This window comes from Paenibacillus sp. BT-177, assembly GCF_025846815.2.
In the GTDB taxonomy this organism is placed as follows: domain Bacteria; phylum Bacillota; class Bacilli; order Paenibacillales; family Paenibacillaceae; genus Paenibacillus; species Paenibacillus polymyxa_C.
Genome location: NZ_JAOYTP010000003.1, coordinates 546,218 through 561,494, shown reverse-complemented (window position 1 = coordinate 561,494; position 15,277 = coordinate 546,218). Strand labels below are relative to the sequence as shown.

The following is a 15,277-nucleotide window of genomic DNA, read 5'->3' as shown; positions in this document are numbered from 1 at the left end:
GAAAGGGTTTTCAATTTGTTGTGCATCTGAACAATATAATAAAGCAGGGCGCTGAACATGTCAGCCTATTTTATCATAGATATCAAGAGTAGTTGTATGCAAAAAAAACAGGGCTCCAAGGAGCGCCTGTCTTTTGCGTCGTATTCTCTCATTGCCAGTCATGTTGCCTATGGTCGAACCTCACGAAAGCTATAGGTAATGTCATGAAGTTCTTTCTTTAAACGGCTATATTTTGATGCAGGTGTATAACCGATGATCTGATAGAAATTATTCTCAGTTTCAATAATAGCTACATGGGTGACATAATGGTCTACATCTTTCTGTCCTTTAATCGTGAACTGAGTGGCAGGATATCCTTGAATCGTGGTGTTGGATGAAGGTCCTACCGTAGAGAGATTAAACTCTTTGGTTATATTGTTTTGAATTTTCTTTGTGTAGTACTGGCGCGTTATATTACCCAATTTCTCCTTCGAATTGGATCGTACGATAACAGACTTTTGAATGTAGGGATTGAATATCGCAATATCTGCTTTTCCTTCCCAGTCCGGGTCTGTTGACCAGTCTAACGGGGCTGAGATTTGAAATCTTCCATCTCTACTTACATAGCTCTGTTCCTGCTTGCTTACCGGAGCTTCATTGGACTCGTAACTGTTTGCCAGTACAAAAATAGCATTTACAAACGAGGCTCCCAAAATCACCATTGCGGTAAAAAATATAAAGAGCGACCATCTCATTACCTTTTTGCTAATCGGCTCTAAATCCCGTACCTTTACCACATATGTACCTGCGGCTAAATCACCAATTCGTTGTCTTGATGCAGTTACTAACACGCTGATACCAGCAGGTAGTGAACCCATTAGCAATGGATTGGTGTCTATTAACCTGAGCAGCGTGCGAATGAGTGATTTAAGAAAACCAGGAGGGTTTCCTTCTCCGTTAACCACCGTAATACGAAAAACGAATTTGCCAAGCGTATAGCCTGTGTAACCTTCCAAGAGCAAATAATAGCAGAAGAAAGCTATAATCAGAATGCAACGAGAAGCAATCGCTAAGGGCAACAACCATCTGTCTGTTATTTGAATGACCGAGATAAAGAAACAAATATACCCGATTATAAAAAATATAAAATCAAAAAGGGTTGCTCCCCAACGTCTAAACAAAATAGACGAACCGTAGGTTTTTGATATTTCGGCCATTCTGTTTGTTTCCCCATAGTTTTGCCCATGCCGAATGTACTTCTCTCTTGCTGCTACTTGTGAATTCTGTGGTGGTATGTGCTGGTCTTCCAAATCGTACACCTCATTTTAATAATCCATAATTTAAAAACACACTCCTTATATAACGGTCTTTTTATCATCCATGTTTAGGAAAACATTCTATAAACAAAGAGCTAACTATAAATATTCCTTTAGAGGTATTCTTTCATTACTTTATAATTGGAAGAAGAAAGTAATGATCATCGAATATTGAACTTAGGAGGTGTAGGTGTGCAAGAAAAGCCGGAAAAAGTGAACAAGGGGACAGGCGGTGAGAATGTGAAACGTGAGTTTCCGGTTATAACAACCGAACGTCTTGTATTACGAAGAATGGTAGCAACGGACAGCAAGGATATGTTGGAATACTTTTCAGATGAGCAGGTGATGAAGTTTTACGGGCTGAGCCCATTTGAGTCTGAACAGGAGGCACTGGATGAGATCCGTTGGTATGATCGGATTTTTGAGACAGATCAGGGAATTCGCTGGGCTCTTCAAACGAAGGACGGTAAAATCATCGGTTCTTGCGGATTTCATAACTGGGATCAACGTCATCACCGGGCAGAAATGGGTTATGAATTGTCCAGAGCCTATTGGGGCCAAGGGTTAATGTCAGAGGTACTTGCAGCTGTAATCGACTATGGGTTTAATACCCTCCTCTTGAACCGCATTCAGGCACTAGTAGAGCCGGAGAATACACAATCCTTGCGTTTGCTTGAAAAAGCAGGCTTTCGGCAGGAAGGAATCCTGTCCCAGTATGAATTTACGTCCGGGAAATATGATGATCTTTGCATGTGCGCACTGGTTAAATCAGAATATATCAATTATCTATGAAGGCGTATATACATTTCATACTGCTCAATAGGGTCCTTAGAGAAGCCTACCTTTTGGATAAAGCCTTCAAGAGAGTTATTGTCGGACAGGCAGATATATACCTTCTCGACCTTTTGGGTTTCTGCCGCTTTATAAAGTAGGGTACGTGCCAGGCCTTGGTTCCGGTGCTTGGGATCAACCCAAAGAAAGTTGATTTTACCTTGAGCACCCATAGCAATCATGCCGAGTCGGGTTTGATCGACTGCATAGATGCCGAGAAAAACTTCTTGTGTGCTGTTGGCGTAATAAGGTGTGTCACTTTGCCAATGGATGTGACAGTCGGTGAGGGTTGTACGGAAATCTGCGACATCATCAAACATAAGTTTTTTAAGAGTGTACGAAGATGAAGGAGCGGGAGAGACCGATGGGAGCATAGCGTTATAATATTTTAGCGTATAGCGTGCCTGATAGCCGTGCTTTTTATAAAATTGGACAGCCCGATCATTATCCGTAATGACTTCGAGCCATAGCTGCTGACAGTTCTCGGAGATAGCCGTTTGTTTATGCAATTCGAGCAACCTGTTGCTAATACCCTGGCCACGGTAAGCTGGACCGATGCATAGCGTACCGCAACGCATGGTCTGGCACTCGTCAAACTGCCGGATACCGCCTAGAATTAAGCCAATTGGCTGATCTTCATCCATGGCAAGGAAAGAGTGTCTCCGTGAATTACCCTCTGGACCGAAAAAACGTGCCGCGAAATCGTCCTGTTCCATGGTCAGGCGAATGGAATAGTCTGAGAATCCGAGCGAAAATGCCTGGAAAATGTGCTCCATGCTGACTTCATTGCATCTCAAATAGGTGATCACTGTTACTCCCCCTAGAAACTTAGGTTATATTTCGATTGTAGGGTATTACGGGGGCTCCATCAATCTCCTGGTTAAAATGGAAATAACCCCTTTGAAAAGGGGTTATTATTATAAGTTTTCCTTCGTTGTAGGGTTGCAATTAGTGTCGGTAAGATCAGGGTTGGTAGAGAGGTCACGATAATGATTGAGTTTATATTCAATAATTTTTTGGGTTTCCATCAGTCTGGAGATTTCTCCTTGAATCTTCTGATTATGTTTTTCAAGTAAGGAATGTCTGATCGGGATGGTGCTGTTACCTTGCATCGAAAGTTCTTGATAATGTTTCATTTCTTCTATGGTCATCCCAGTAGCTTTTAATCGGGTTAGAAAGATAATCCCTAGAATCTGATCTCTACTGTAGAACCTGTGTCCGTTAGCCTTTCGTTCTGCATAAGGTAGCAAGCCAATTCGCTCATAGTAACGTATGGTATCCTCTGTTAAACCTGTTAGTTCAGCAGCTTGACTAATAGAGGTTACGGTCTCTGGAATTTCCTGCAAAGTATCCCACTCCTTAATTGTAACAATTACCAAGGTACTTTTCCACTCGCATCGAAAAACCCTCCTGTCGGCCCATCATCGTGTAAAGTTGCTAAACGAACAATGATAGCAGCAGCTTGTTGTACCGAACCCGGTCCTGTAAAGCCGTTTAAGTCGGTGGCGGTAAAGCCGGGGTCAGCTGAATTAATTTTGAGAGGTGAGTCCTTGAATTCCTTGGCAAGTGTGACGGTTAGCATATTAACCGCTGCTTTGCTGCTATTGTAGGCAAGTAAATTAAATTGGGCATGCTCGTGCTCAGGATCGCTATTATAGGTTAACGAACCAAGGCCACTTGATAAGTTAACAATTCTGCCGCGTGGAGATTTTTTCAATAAAGGAAGTAAGGCTTGAGTCACCGCGACCAAACCGAAAAAGTTGGTTTCATACGTTTCTTTTAAATCGGTTAAAGGGAATTGACTTGGAGGAGTGGCCCCCCCAAGAGATACTCCAGCATTGTTGATTAGTACATCAAGGGAACTGAATTCTTGTTTGATCTGATGGACTGCGGAATCAATCGTACTTTGATTCGTCACGTCTAACAAAATCAATCGGGCTTCTACTCCCTCATTAGCCAACTTAGCCACCGCTTCCCGGCCACTCTGCTCATTCCGTGAGCCAATCAGAACTGTAAAACCTGTGTCCCCCAATTGCTTGGCCGTTTCATATCCGATTCCTTTGTTGGCCCCCGTAATAAGCACTGTTTTTCCAATATTCATGAGCAATCCTCTTTTCATCATTCTTAAATTTGGCGGCCACCATGCTTTAAATGTACTACTTGGAGTATACTTAAAGTCAACACAAAACCAACGAATTATTGCCCGATATGCCTGAACATTCTTTATTTTGGAAGATAGGAGATTGGAATGAACAAAAGGCAAGTAGAAATTTTCCGCAAGTTGTTAACTGAATCGAACCGACTGTGGTTAGTGCAGGATCTGGCCGATCAAACGGATTGCTCAGAAAAGACGATTCGAAACGATCTAAAAGTAATTGAAGAATACCTAGTCAAGCACTCCGATGCTAATCTGGTGAGAAGACCGGGACGCGGTATTTATTTGGAGATAAGTGAAGCGGAGCAGGCTGATTTATTCCACCGACTGTATGCAGGCGAGAGTACAGCCCAGCATGAATCGGATGAGGAGAGGGTGCTGCATCTCGCTTATCGGCTCTTGATGGATGCCAAGCCTGTAACGATACAAGATCTGGCCTCCCAGTATTATGTGAACAAGACGGTGATCCGTAGAGATATGGAAAAGATTGATGACTGGCTGCACAGCTTTGATCTTGCCTTGGTTACCAAGCAGCGCGTAGGCTTGACCATTCAAGGCACAGAGAAAAACAAGCGGATCGCTTTGGCGCGGATGAATCAGCTGATTGATAGTCCTGAGTTAACAGGACAGATGATGCGCAAGCAGTTTGAGCCGCACGAGATTGCAACCATCAATTATGAATTAAAAGCATTTCAAAAGCATCATGAACTCAGCTTTACGGATGAAGCTTTTGAGGGTTTAATGCTCCATATTCTCTTAATGGTCAAACGAACCAAGCTGGGACAGCCCATCTCTCTCTCCGAGAAAGACATTGCCTTTTTGCAGGAGAAGGCCGAATTTACATGGGCTACTTCGTTTTTACGGCAGCTGCAAAAACTGTTTTCCGTACCTTTTTCCAAGGAAGAAACGGCCTATCTAACCCTGCATTTGCTGGGCGGAAAGTTCCGTTACCAGCAAGAGGATAGAAAGGGCAAACAAAGCGATCTGGCAGACAGCCATCCGCTTTTGCCTAAACTGATTGAGCAGTTAGTCCGGCGGATGTCGGAGCTGAATATGATTGACTTTTCCAAGGATAAGATGTTGCTGAAAGGGTTGAAAGTCCATTTATATACGACCCTGAACCGGCTTCAATATGGTTTAACGGTGTCCAATCCTATGCTGACTGAGATTAAGAAGATGTATCCTTACATGTTCGACCGGGTTATTATTACGCTGGAAGAGGTAGGGGATTTGGTCCGGTTATCGTTCCCTGAGGAGGAAGCGGCGTATTTAACGCTACATTTTCAGGCTTCTGTGGAGCGACTTCACCAGAAAGAGAGTCATCCTCAGAGAGCCATTATCGTGTGTCACATGGGTATCGGTATGTCCCAGCTACTGCGCACAAAGGTGGAACGTAAGTTTCCGGCTGTACATGTGGAGACAACCCTTTCTAAGGCAGAAGTCCAGGACTATCTGGCAACCCAGGAGGTGGATCTCATCATTACAACCGTAGCTCTTCCAGAGCTGAGCGTTCCGCACATTCTCGTCTCTCCATTGCTGGATGCCAAGGATGAGCGTCAACTGGAACAAGTGATCAGACGAATGGATGAGCCCGAACCTAGAGTCGCAGATGAATCTGTATTTTTTAAGTATACAACCCCTTTTTTAGTCTTTCCCCAGCAAGAAGTGCAGCGTCCGGAACAATTGATTTCCAAGCTGGCGCAAATACTGGAGGACAAAGGATATGTGGAGACAGGATATGTGGACAGCGTATTGGCGCGAGAAAAAATGTCGGCTACGACGATTGGGGGAGGCATAGCCATCCCGCATGGCGGCTCAGAGTGGATAAGGCAGTCCTCCATTGTAGTCGCTACTTTAAAGAAGCCACTTACTTGGGGAACCGAGAAAGTAGAGCTTGTCTTCTTGCTTGCGGTAAAACAGGATGGGCGGGAAGAAATGCGGCAGTTATTTAAGGAATTGTCCCTAATCAGTGAGCAGCCAGCTCTAGTCCATGCTTTATCTAAGGAGACCGATGCGATGAGACTATTAGGGAAGCTAAAGGGATAAACTAAAATTAAAAGCCGTGCTTAGGAGCAGGACTTATTTATAAGTCCTGTTTTTTTGTCCGTATTATTCTATTTTTCCGAAAGTTCCGGTAAAAAGTTCGCCCGATAACAGCAAAAAAGGCGGTTATACTATCAATGTAAGCGGAAACATCAGAGAGAAGGGGAATGACTATGAAGATATTAGCGATTACCTCATGTCCTAACGGAATTGCACATACGTATATGGCAGCTGAGAATCTGCAAAAGGCAGCAGCCAAGCTGGGTATCGAGATGAAGGTCGAGACACAAGGTTCCATTGGAGTAGAAAATCAACTAACGGAGCAGGATATCCGTGAAGCAGATGGCATTATTATTGCAGCGGATAAGACGGTGGTCAAAGACCGCTTCGTCGGCAAGAAATTGCTGGTCGTTGGAGTACAAGATGGGATTCGCCGTCCGGAAGAATTGATCCAGCGGGTGATGAAGGGGAATGTGCCTGTGTACCAGGCAGAGTCACGTGCCTCCGAAGCTAGCTCACAGGAGAATAAACCGAAGCAAAATCCTATCTACCGCCACTTGATGAATGGTGTATCCTATATGGTGCCCTTTATTGTCATTGGGGGATTGCTCATTGCCATTGCGTTGACGATTGGTGGTGAGAAGACACCAGGCGGTCTGGTTATACCGGACGGTTCATTTTGGAAGACGGTTCAGGATATCGGTTCGGCTTCGTTTACCTTTATGATACCAATCCTCGCTGGATTCATCGCGATGAGTATTGCGGATAGACCGGGGCTTGCACCGGGTATGGTTGGCGGATTCATTGCTGCGAACGGCAGTTTTTATGGAAGTGAGGCGGGAGCCGGATTTATCGGCGGAATTATCGCTGGTTTCCTGGCGGGTTATGTTGCACTGGGCATTCGGAAAATGAAGGTTGGGCGAGCGTTACAGCCGATCATGCCTATTATTATTATCCCTGTGTTGTCATCTTTAATTGTAGGACTAATCTTTGTCTTTATAATCGGTTCTCCAGTCGCACAATTGTTTGAAGCTTTGACGGGTTGGCTTGCAGGTATGCAAGGTACAAGTTCAATTCTATTGGCACTGATTTTAGGTGCGATGATCTCCTTCGATATGGGTGGTCCAGTCAATAAAGTAGCATTTTTATTCGGCTCGGCCATGATTGGTGAAGGAAATTACGAAATTATGGGACCGATCGCCGTTGCGATTTGTATTCCACCGATTGGAATGGGACTTGCAGCAATGATCAACAAGCGTAAATTTGCACCAGCAGAACGCGAAGCTGGGAAAGCGACATTCACGATGGGATTATTCGGTATTACTGAAGGAGCGATTCCCTTCGCTGCACAAGATCCATTGCGTGTTATTCCTAGTATCATGGCAGGATCTATGGTCGGTTCAGTCATTGCGATGTTGGGAAATGTAGGGGATAAGGTAGCTCATGGTGGACCGATTGTAGCCATTCTTGGTGCAGTGGACAATGTGTTCATGTTCTTCATTGCTGTTATTGTCGGAGCAGCCGTCTCAGTTATCCTAGTGAGTGTGCTGAAAAGGGATATTGCAACTGCAAATCCGGCTGTTGCTGGAGAAGAGACATCTGGAAATTCTGCCGCAGTAACGGAACAATCTACGATGACTACGACTGCCGCCGAGTCATCAGCTTCAGCGATTGCAAATAACAAGCCCGAAGTATCTTCGCAAGCCATTCATATTGAGAAGTTGACAGATATTGTAACGATGGATCTGATTAATCTGGATCTGGAAGGAACGACACAGGAAGCCGTGATTGATGAAATGATCGGAGCACTCGAGAGAAATGAAGCCGTAAGTTCTGCCAGTGGTTTTAAACAGGCTATATTGGACCGAGAGAAGGAAAGCTCCACAGGCATTGGAATGAATATTGCCATTCCTCACGGTAAATCGGAAGCTGTTCTGAAGCCAAGCGTGGTCTTTGGGGTGAAGCGGAGCGGAGTGGACTGGAAAAGTATGGACGGCAGTGAAGCGAAACTGATCTTCATGATTGCTGTTCCGCGTAATAGCAAGGACAATGCCCATCTGAAGGTGCTGCAAATGCTGTCTCGTAAGCTGATGGACGACCATTTTAGAGAAGCGCTTCTGGCGGTTACTACCAAGGAAGATGCATATCAATTACTGACTCAGGTGCATTAATTCCATGCGCTAAGCAGAACATATTGTAATCATTAGCGGAACGCGCTGCAACGATAGTAAACGCAAGAGCAGTCTATCCTCATCTAAGGATAGACTGCTTTTTTATAGTAAAATATTGTTTTTCATCAATTAAGTATTTCTACGACGATTGAGCCACGCGTACGAGCATATGAGCAAGCGCGTGCTGCTGCTCTTTGTCCCCTACCCTCCACAATTCCTGAAGAAGCTTCTCCTCGCTATTGCGCGGTTCTTCCTTGGCTGCCAGATAGCCTGCGATCTTCTCAGCTGCTTTTGCCATCACTTCTTCATTCAAGCCGATTTTTTGAGCCATTTCAATTTTGTCGCTCAAATAACTTTTGAATGAATCAAAGCTGCCCAAGATGTCATCCTTTTTGCTGTCGTCTATCCGATTTAACGCGTCATCTACTTTGTTCAGGGCCACTTCGCCTTCCTTATTTACAACATGATTGTGCTCTGCCATTTCTAACGCCTCCTCAAGATTGTTTTCTAGGATAAGGACTGCTTGCGGTACAGTAGTACTTACCCCGGCTAACTAAAATGAAAACGGCGAGAAGCAAGCAGAGTATCGTGGAGCGATGAAGAAAAACATATTGTTACATAAAGTCGAAAAAATAACGAATCACGTGAAAAAAGACGGGCGAGGTGTAGGTCAAGCTATCCACCCGGCTTAAGTAGCTTTTTTTCAAAGCATCGAACTTATTATCATCGCCGATTAATAAATCTCGTTTCAGCACGGAAACCGTTAAGCTCCCGAAGAAACCGCTCAAGCTAATCAACATGCCCATAATAATCCCAAATTTCAGATCAAACGGCGTCAGGTACGGATAGATTAGATACGAAGCCGCTATGGTTACGGGAAAAGCGAATGCAAAGCCTTCCCAAGTTATATTGGGATTGGATGTCGGGACGATTTTCCGCTTGCCGAAATAGAGTGATGCCAGATAATGTGCGACATCATTGAGCTGTGTCAGTACCACTAGAAAAAGTACAAGTTTTGCTCCGTATTGTGGCGTAGCAAACTGAAAATAAGCCAGGTGACTCAGTCCAAAAACCATCAGCATGAGTCCCCATTGAGTCGAGCTGACACTACGTAGGAAACCCACGGTTCCTTTATTGATCAATCGCGGGAGCGGTAGCAGCAAGAATACATAGATAGGGATAAAGACGATAAACATCCCATACCACCCGATATAAATCCAATAAAACTGTACAGGAATCGCCAAGTATGCCCATAAAAACAACCTGCGGTCAGCTTTTCTGGATCTAATCATGGAGAAGTATTCTTTTAGCGCAAAGAAAGTAAGCACCATCAAGGAAAGCAGTGAAACGATCGGATTGAAAAGTGTTGCCAGGCAAAAGATAAAGAACATGCCCCACCAGGTCTTAATGCGAAGTCCAATAGCTGCATAATCTTTGTTTGGCTGTGTTTTGACTACCACTATATAAATTAGATGGATGATTAATAAGGCTACACAAATAAGGGTTAACGTTAATAACGAACTGTCCATTGCGACTCACCAACTTATAGCGAAATAGGATTCCCTGAAGGGGGTCCTATGTTATTATGAAGGAATAATTCAAACTTGATAAGGGGAAGTTTCGTAAATGGTAGCTGATCAATCGGTTTTTATCTTGCTTACGAATACGGGAACGTTTCTGACGAGAGTCATTAAAAGCTATACAAGAGCACCATACAATCACGCCTCCATTTCCTTCAACCGAGAACTTTCGGAGTTATATAGCTTCGGGAGAAAGACCCCCAGTAACCCTCTGGATGGTGGTTTCGTGAAAGAGGATATTAAGACAGGTACATACAGCAGATTTCCGAATACAACATGTGTTATCTACGAGCTTCAGGTAACCGACCGCGAAGTTGAGAAAATGAAGCGAGTTTTACATGTATTTATCCGAAGTCGACAAAAATATATGTATAACTTACTGGGTTTGATTGGCGTTGCACTCAAAGAACCAGTTGAGTTCAGTAATTCTTATTTTTGTTCGCAATTCGTCGCGGAAATTTTACAGCGATCCGGCATCAAAATATGGAACAAGCTGCCCGCCCTTATTACACCAGACGATTTTCGGCAAAGTGACCGATTCCATCTGATCTACGAGGGGAAATTGAGCGATTATGAGCCTCAAGCCTGAGGATAAGCACCGTATTACTCAGACTCCTCAGGCACAATTACCTTGATGTGACGCGCCAGAATACCAAGCTCGATAGGCAAAGAGGGTCCTCCCTCACCATCTACATTCGTACTGACCGGTTCTGCAGAGCTGACACTTACATGCTTTGCAGTAAAGTAAACGATATCACTATGATCTTTCAGGTTTCCTAAAAATAAGCTTATGCTGGCCGTCACCGTGTTCAATATATTAAGGTTTTTGAAAATAAAGCAGTGAAGCAGGCCATCATCAACAGCCGCCCCGGGCGCCAGTTTCTCAAATCCGCCAACTGAGTTGGTTAAAGCAGCAAGAAAGAGTGGGGATTCGCCTTCCCAAGTCTTGTCATCATAGCGGACGATAAGCGGATGGGCAGGATGGTTGATAAGTTCTTTCAAACCTTCTTTAAAGTAGGCAAATGTACCAAACATGGATTTATCGTCTGACGACACAGCGGATAGCGATTCGGCAAGCGAGCCAGTGGCAACAACATTGGCAAACATTCGACCGTTTAAGAGACCCATATCTACGGCTTTCACGCGAGCAGAAGTGAGTGTACGGATCGCCAGTTCAGGACTTAGCGGAATTTGTAAGGCACGGGCAAAATCATTGACGGTCCCAAGCGGGATGACCCCTAGTTTTGGACGATGGGCTTGATCCATGAAACCATTAATGGTTTCGTGAAGCGTGCCATCTCCACCGAGGGAAACGACTAGCTCATAAGCTTCCTGACATGCAGTGACGCAAAAACGGGTGGCATCCAGTTCTTGTGCCGTCTCTTCGACTGTAACGGCGTATCCTTGCTCACGTAGAATTTCTTCTACGTTTCTGACATGTTGGAGGGATTCCTCTTTGCCAGAAGAGGGATTTACAATGACCATAGCTTTCTTCATATACATATTCCTCTCTTTGGGGAAAGTCTGGGTTACCAACCCTTACCCGGAAAGCATACCTTTAGACTCTAAATTAGACATGTGTCATATTTTTAGTTACTATATAAAAGTAAATAAAATCTGAATGGAGGATTTCGTATGAAAATCGCATTAACAGGAGCAACGGGGCAACTGGGTTCCATTGTGGTAGATACATTGCTTGCATCCGTCCCGGCAAAAGACCTTATTGTTAGCGTAAGAAATCCGGAAAAAGCAGAGGGGTTACGTAATCGTGGCGTTGACGTTCGTCATGGCGATTTTGACAAGCCAGAAACGCTGGATCAGGCATTTGCTGGTGTAGATCGATTGTTGATTATATCCGCAGACGGGGATAATGATACTAGAATTCGTCAGCATAAGGCGGCTGTTGATGCTGCTATGCGTGCGGGAGTAGGCTTCATCGCGTATACCAGTGCGGCCAATGCCGCTGACAGCACTCTATTCCTTGCACCCGTACATCGTATTACGGAGGAGTTCATTCGTGAGTCAGGTATTCCTTACTCCTTCTTGCGTAATAATTGGTATCTTGAGAATGAAGCAGGCACGATCCAATCCGTACTCGCGGGAGCTCCATGGTTAACCTCAGCAGGGTCCGGTAGAGTAGGTTGGGCTGCCCGCGCTGATTACGCGCAAGCGGCTGCAGCCGTGTTGTCTGGCGAAGGACATGAGAATACAATCTACGAGCTCTCTGGTAAGCCGATTACCCAAGAAGAGTTGGCAGCGATACTTGCTGAGGTCCTGGGTAAGGACGTTCCTGTACAGCAGGTAGACGATGCTGCGTATGCCGAGATCATGCTCGGTGCGGGAGTACCGGAAGGTGCCATCCCTATTGTGGTAGGCATTCAACAAGCGATTCGTGAAGGAGCTTTGGATGTTGTAAGCAACGATTTTGAGAAGCTGTTGAAGCGTCCCCTGACGCCGCTTAAGCAAGGAATTAGTGAACTGGTCAAGCAAATCCAAGCATAATAAACGTGTCGTACAAAACGGGTGCTGCCTAGGAAGGTTAGCATCTGTTTTAGTTACATTCATAACTGGAACCGCGACTGATTATCCAATATACTTGTAGGGAACTCCAAGATGGCTTGGAATAGAAATAAAAAATGAATGGAGTACATAATACTATGTCTAATTTACCAAATTGCCCTGAGTGTAATTCAGAGTACACTTATGAGGACCGCAGTCTGTTTATTTGCCCGGAATGCGCTCATGAGTGGTCTGCCGAGTCAGAAACTGAAAGCAGTGAAGACGTAAAAGTCGTCAAAGATGCGAATGGTAACATTCTGAAGGATGGTGACTCTGTAACTGTCATCAAAGACCTTAAAGTGAAGGGAAGCTCTTCCGTCTTGAAAATTGGCACCAAAGTAAAAAACATCCGTCTGGTGGAAGGCGATCATGATATTGATTGTAAAATTGATGGTTTTGGAGCAATGAAGCTAAAATCGGAGTTTGTTAAAAAGAATTAGAGTATATAGCAGAGAAACTGTTCAGTTCCATGAGGATAAAAAAGGAGAAGCCGAGGCTTCTCCTTTTTTATTAGCATTGGGCATCATTGGGCTTCCAATGCTCATGCCCATATAGATGTCATAGTGGTGCCAGCCACACGGTTCCTGTTCCCCTGTATACATTAACCAGCCCTTCGCCGGAAGCGGCCGAGCCCATTTTGGTTTTCCCCGATTTTTCAACGGTAAACTGTAGGGTGTTGGACCACATAAGGGCAAAGTTGCCATCCACCTTAAGCACATCATTTTGCAATTCTATAACGACCGCTTCATCAGAAGGGATCGGCGCTTGAAGTGCCAGCACTCCTTTTCCACGGGCGCTTAAATTAAATAACCCTTCTCCGCCCAGTGCAGCAGAGGAAAGATTACTACGTGCAACTACGGATATGTCCAGTGTGGTGTCGCAAGCTAAAAACAATCCGTCTTCGATGGCAATGTCATCATTATCGACATCAATAAGCCAAATATATTGATAGGTAGGCTCCAGCATGATGGTTCCCGTGCCTTTATAGTGCGGCTTAATGGCACCTGTCCCTGTTACAGCACCGGATACCAAGTTTCGCATTAAGCCTCCGACGCCTTTTACACCGGTAGTCATTTCCATGCTACCTACAGTATATTGCATGGCACCAGCCCTCATCATAATCTCACTATTATTGATTTCGATCATGAGCTGCTTGCGGCGCATGTTACTTTTGCTCATATAGTAATTGTCTTTCGCAGCCGCAACCGAGGTGCAACTCAAATCTGTTATGTATTCCAGTACCGTAAATCCACCTAATTGGTCAGTGATGGCAACATTGCTGTTATCCTTTAAATTATTAATAACAAAAGCCATAAAAGTATGCGCCTCCTTGTTGTTTTCATGGTGTGGGGATGGAAATCTTATTTACTCCATACCATAATTCGACAAAGAGACTGCTTTTCCTGCGCGGATCTCGGGACTTTTCTCGCCTGATTTTCAGACTCAGAAAAGGAGAGCTTGAAAAAGATGCAAAAAAAGTTCAATATAAAGATATCGGTTTTTAAAATGATTGCGTCGAAAGCAACCGAATAAAAAATTGAAACATACAGTAGGGGGTAGCATAAGTGGAGATAGGTATAAGTACGTTTGTAGAAACAACACCGGATCCCCAAACCGGTGAGGTTATCAGTCACGCACAACGGATACGTGAAGTGGTCGAGGAAATTGTACTTGCTGATCAGGTAGGACTGGATGTGTACGGCGTGGGAGAGCATCATCGTAAAGATTATGCGGCATCTGCTCCGGCTGTTATACTGGCTGCTGCTGCGGCACAGACCCAACGAATTCGCCTAACCAGTGCGGTTACGGTGCTTTCATCGGATGATCCGGTGCGTGTGTTTCAGGATTTTGCTACGCTGGACGGTATTTCGAATGGACGAGCTGAAATTATGGCAGGCCGAGGTTCTTTTATCGAATCGTTTCCGTTGTTTGGGTATGACCTGGATAACTACGATGAGTTGTTTGATGAAAAACTGGAACTTCTATTGAAAATACGTGAATCCGAAAAAGTGACCTGGAAAGGCGGACATCGGCCTGCGATCAACAATTTAGGCGTGTATCCGCGTCCGGTGCAAAATCCTTTGCCTGTATGGATCGGGAGTGGAGGCAATCAGGAATCTGTGGTTCGTGCGGGCTTGCTTGGATTGCCGTTGGTGCTTGCCATTATCGGAGGCAGCCCTATGCAGTTTGCACCATTGGTGGAGTTGTACAAAAAGGCAGCTAAGCACGCAGGTCATGATGCATCGCTGCTTCCAGTTGCATCCCACTCGCATGGTTTTATCGCGGAGACCACCGAGCTTGCAGCGGAAAAGTTTTTCCCTTCCACTCAGCAGAGCATGAATGTGCTTGGGCGTGAACGTGGTTGGGGTCCTTATACTCGTTCCAGCTTCGATGCCGCGCGCAGCTTTGAAGGAGCATTGTATGTAGGCGATCCCGATACAGTTGCCAAGAAAATCATTCATCTCCGTAAACAAGTAGGCATTACACGTTTTTTGTTGCACGTGCCCGTCGGCACGATGCCGCATGATGATGTCATGAGAGCTATTGAGTTATTGGGAACAGAGGTAGCGCCACGGGTGCGTGAAGAGATATCCAAGTGGGAATCTGAGAGCAAATAAGCGGATTGACCTCAGCATAGAGAAA

15 protein-coding genes are annotated in these 15,277 nt (G+C 44.8%); 7 read left to right on the top strand and 8 right to left on the bottom strand.

Going from position 1 to position 15,277, the window contains the following annotated elements:
* Window positions 1-167: 167 nt before the first annotated feature.
* A complete protein-coding gene (locus OIU26_RS13005) occupies window positions 168-1,289 on the bottom strand; it encodes an RDD family protein (RefSeq protein ID WP_436449144.1) in 1,122 nt (373 codons plus the stop codon).
* Window positions 1,290-1,535: 246 nt separating this feature from the next.
* Between OIU26_RS13005 and OIU26_RS13000 the strand changes: the two genes are divergently transcribed.
* Window positions 1,536-2,087 (top strand): GNAT family N-acetyltransferase, encoded by a 552-nt coding sequence (locus tag OIU26_RS13000; RefSeq protein ID WP_264217133.1) that lies wholly within the window; start codon window positions 1,536-1,538, stop codon window positions 2,085-2,087.
* Here the strand turns inward: OIU26_RS13000 and OIU26_RS12995 are convergent.
* From OIU26_RS12995 to OIU26_RS12985, 3 genes are all read right to left on the bottom strand, one after another.
* The gene (locus tag OIU26_RS12995) at window positions 2,078-2,935 is read right to left on the bottom strand and encodes a GNAT family N-acetyltransferase (protein ID WP_264217059.1); all 858 of its coding nucleotides are present in this window, start codon (window positions 2,933-2,935) and stop codon (window positions 2,078-2,080) included. The two genes, OIU26_RS13000 and OIU26_RS12995, sit on opposite strands and share 10 nt — an antisense overlap.
* Window positions 2,936-3,043: 108 nt before the next feature.
* On the bottom strand, window positions 3,044-3,505 hold the full coding sequence (locus tag OIU26_RS12990) for a MerR family transcriptional regulator (protein WP_264217058.1): 462 nt from the start codon (window positions 3,503-3,505) through the stop codon (window positions 3,044-3,046).
* Complete coding sequence (locus OIU26_RS12985) at window positions 3,499-4,227, bottom strand: SDR family oxidoreductase (RefSeq protein WP_264217057.1); 729 nt, start codon at window positions 4,225-4,227, stop codon at window positions 3,499-3,501. Before OIU26_RS12985 ends, OIU26_RS12990 begins: the two co-directional genes overlap by 7 nt.
* A 147-nt stretch (window positions 4,228-4,374) precedes the next feature.
* Between OIU26_RS12985 and OIU26_RS12980 the strand changes: the two genes are divergently transcribed.
* Entirely contained in the window at window positions 4,375-6,327 is a 1,953-nt protein-coding gene (locus tag OIU26_RS12980; RefSeq protein ID WP_264217056.1) for a BglG family transcription antiterminator, read from the top strand.
* A 170-nt stretch (window positions 6,328-6,497) separates the two neighbouring features.
* Window positions 6,498-8,495 (top strand): PTS fructose transporter subunit IIABC, encoded by a 1,998-nt coding sequence (locus OIU26_RS12975; RefSeq protein ID WP_264217055.1) that lies wholly within the window; start codon window positions 6,498-6,500, stop codon window positions 8,493-8,495.
* A gap of 139 nt (window positions 8,496-8,634) precedes the next feature.
* Here OIU26_RS12975 and OIU26_RS12970 read toward each other — a convergent pair whose 3' ends face one another.
* Window positions 8,635-8,976, bottom strand: a complete 342-nt coding sequence (locus OIU26_RS12970) for a DUF3243 domain-containing protein (RefSeq protein ID WP_264217054.1) — start codon at window positions 8,974-8,976, stop codon at window positions 8,635-8,637.
* 133 nt (window positions 8,977-9,109) lie between these two features.
* A complete protein-coding gene (locus OIU26_RS12965) occupies window positions 9,110-10,024 on the bottom strand; it encodes a phosphatidate cytidylyltransferase (RefSeq protein ID WP_264217053.1) in 915 nt (304 codons plus the stop codon).
* 97 nt (window positions 10,025-10,121) lie between these two features.
* Here OIU26_RS12965 and OIU26_RS12960 point away from each other — a divergent pair, with 97 nt between their 5' ends.
* Window positions 10,122-10,664: a hypothetical protein gene (locus OIU26_RS12960; protein WP_025678121.1), complete on the top strand. Its 543-nt coding sequence runs from the start codon at window positions 10,122-10,124 to the stop codon at window positions 10,662-10,664.
* Between the two features lie 14 nt (window positions 10,665-10,678).
* On the opposite strand, the gene OIU26_RS12955 is transcribed toward OIU26_RS12960, so the two are convergent.
* Window positions 10,679-11,572, bottom strand: a complete 894-nt coding sequence (locus OIU26_RS12955) for a diacylglycerol/lipid kinase family protein (RefSeq protein WP_264217052.1) — start codon at window positions 11,570-11,572, stop codon at window positions 10,679-10,681.
* Between the two features lie 138 nt (window positions 11,573-11,710).
* Here OIU26_RS12955 and OIU26_RS12950 point away from each other — a divergent pair, with 138 nt between their 5' ends.
* On the top strand, window positions 11,711-12,577 hold the full coding sequence (locus tag OIU26_RS12950; protein ID WP_264217051.1) for an SDR family oxidoreductase: 867 nt from the start codon (window positions 11,711-11,713) through the stop codon (window positions 12,575-12,577).
* Window positions 12,578-12,732: 155 nt separating this feature from the next.
* Complete coding sequence (locus OIU26_RS12945; protein WP_013373813.1) at window positions 12,733-13,074, top strand: zinc ribbon domain-containing protein YjdM; 342 nt, start codon at window positions 12,733-12,735, stop codon at window positions 13,072-13,074.
* Between the two features lie 118 nt (window positions 13,075-13,192).
* Here the strand turns inward: OIU26_RS12945 and OIU26_RS12940 are convergent, their stop codons facing one another.
* Entirely contained in the window at window positions 13,193-13,948 is a 756-nt protein-coding gene (locus OIU26_RS12940; RefSeq protein ID WP_016822536.1) for an AIM24 family protein, read from the bottom strand.
* Window positions 13,949-14,199: 251 nt separating this feature from the next.
* Here OIU26_RS12940 and OIU26_RS12935 point away from each other — a divergent pair, with 251 nt between their 5' ends.
* On the top strand, window positions 14,200-15,252 hold the full coding sequence (locus tag OIU26_RS12935; protein ID WP_058830946.1) for an LLM class flavin-dependent oxidoreductase: 1,053 nt from the start codon (window positions 14,200-14,202) through the stop codon (window positions 15,250-15,252).
* Window positions 15,253-15,277 lie beyond the last annotated feature (25 nt).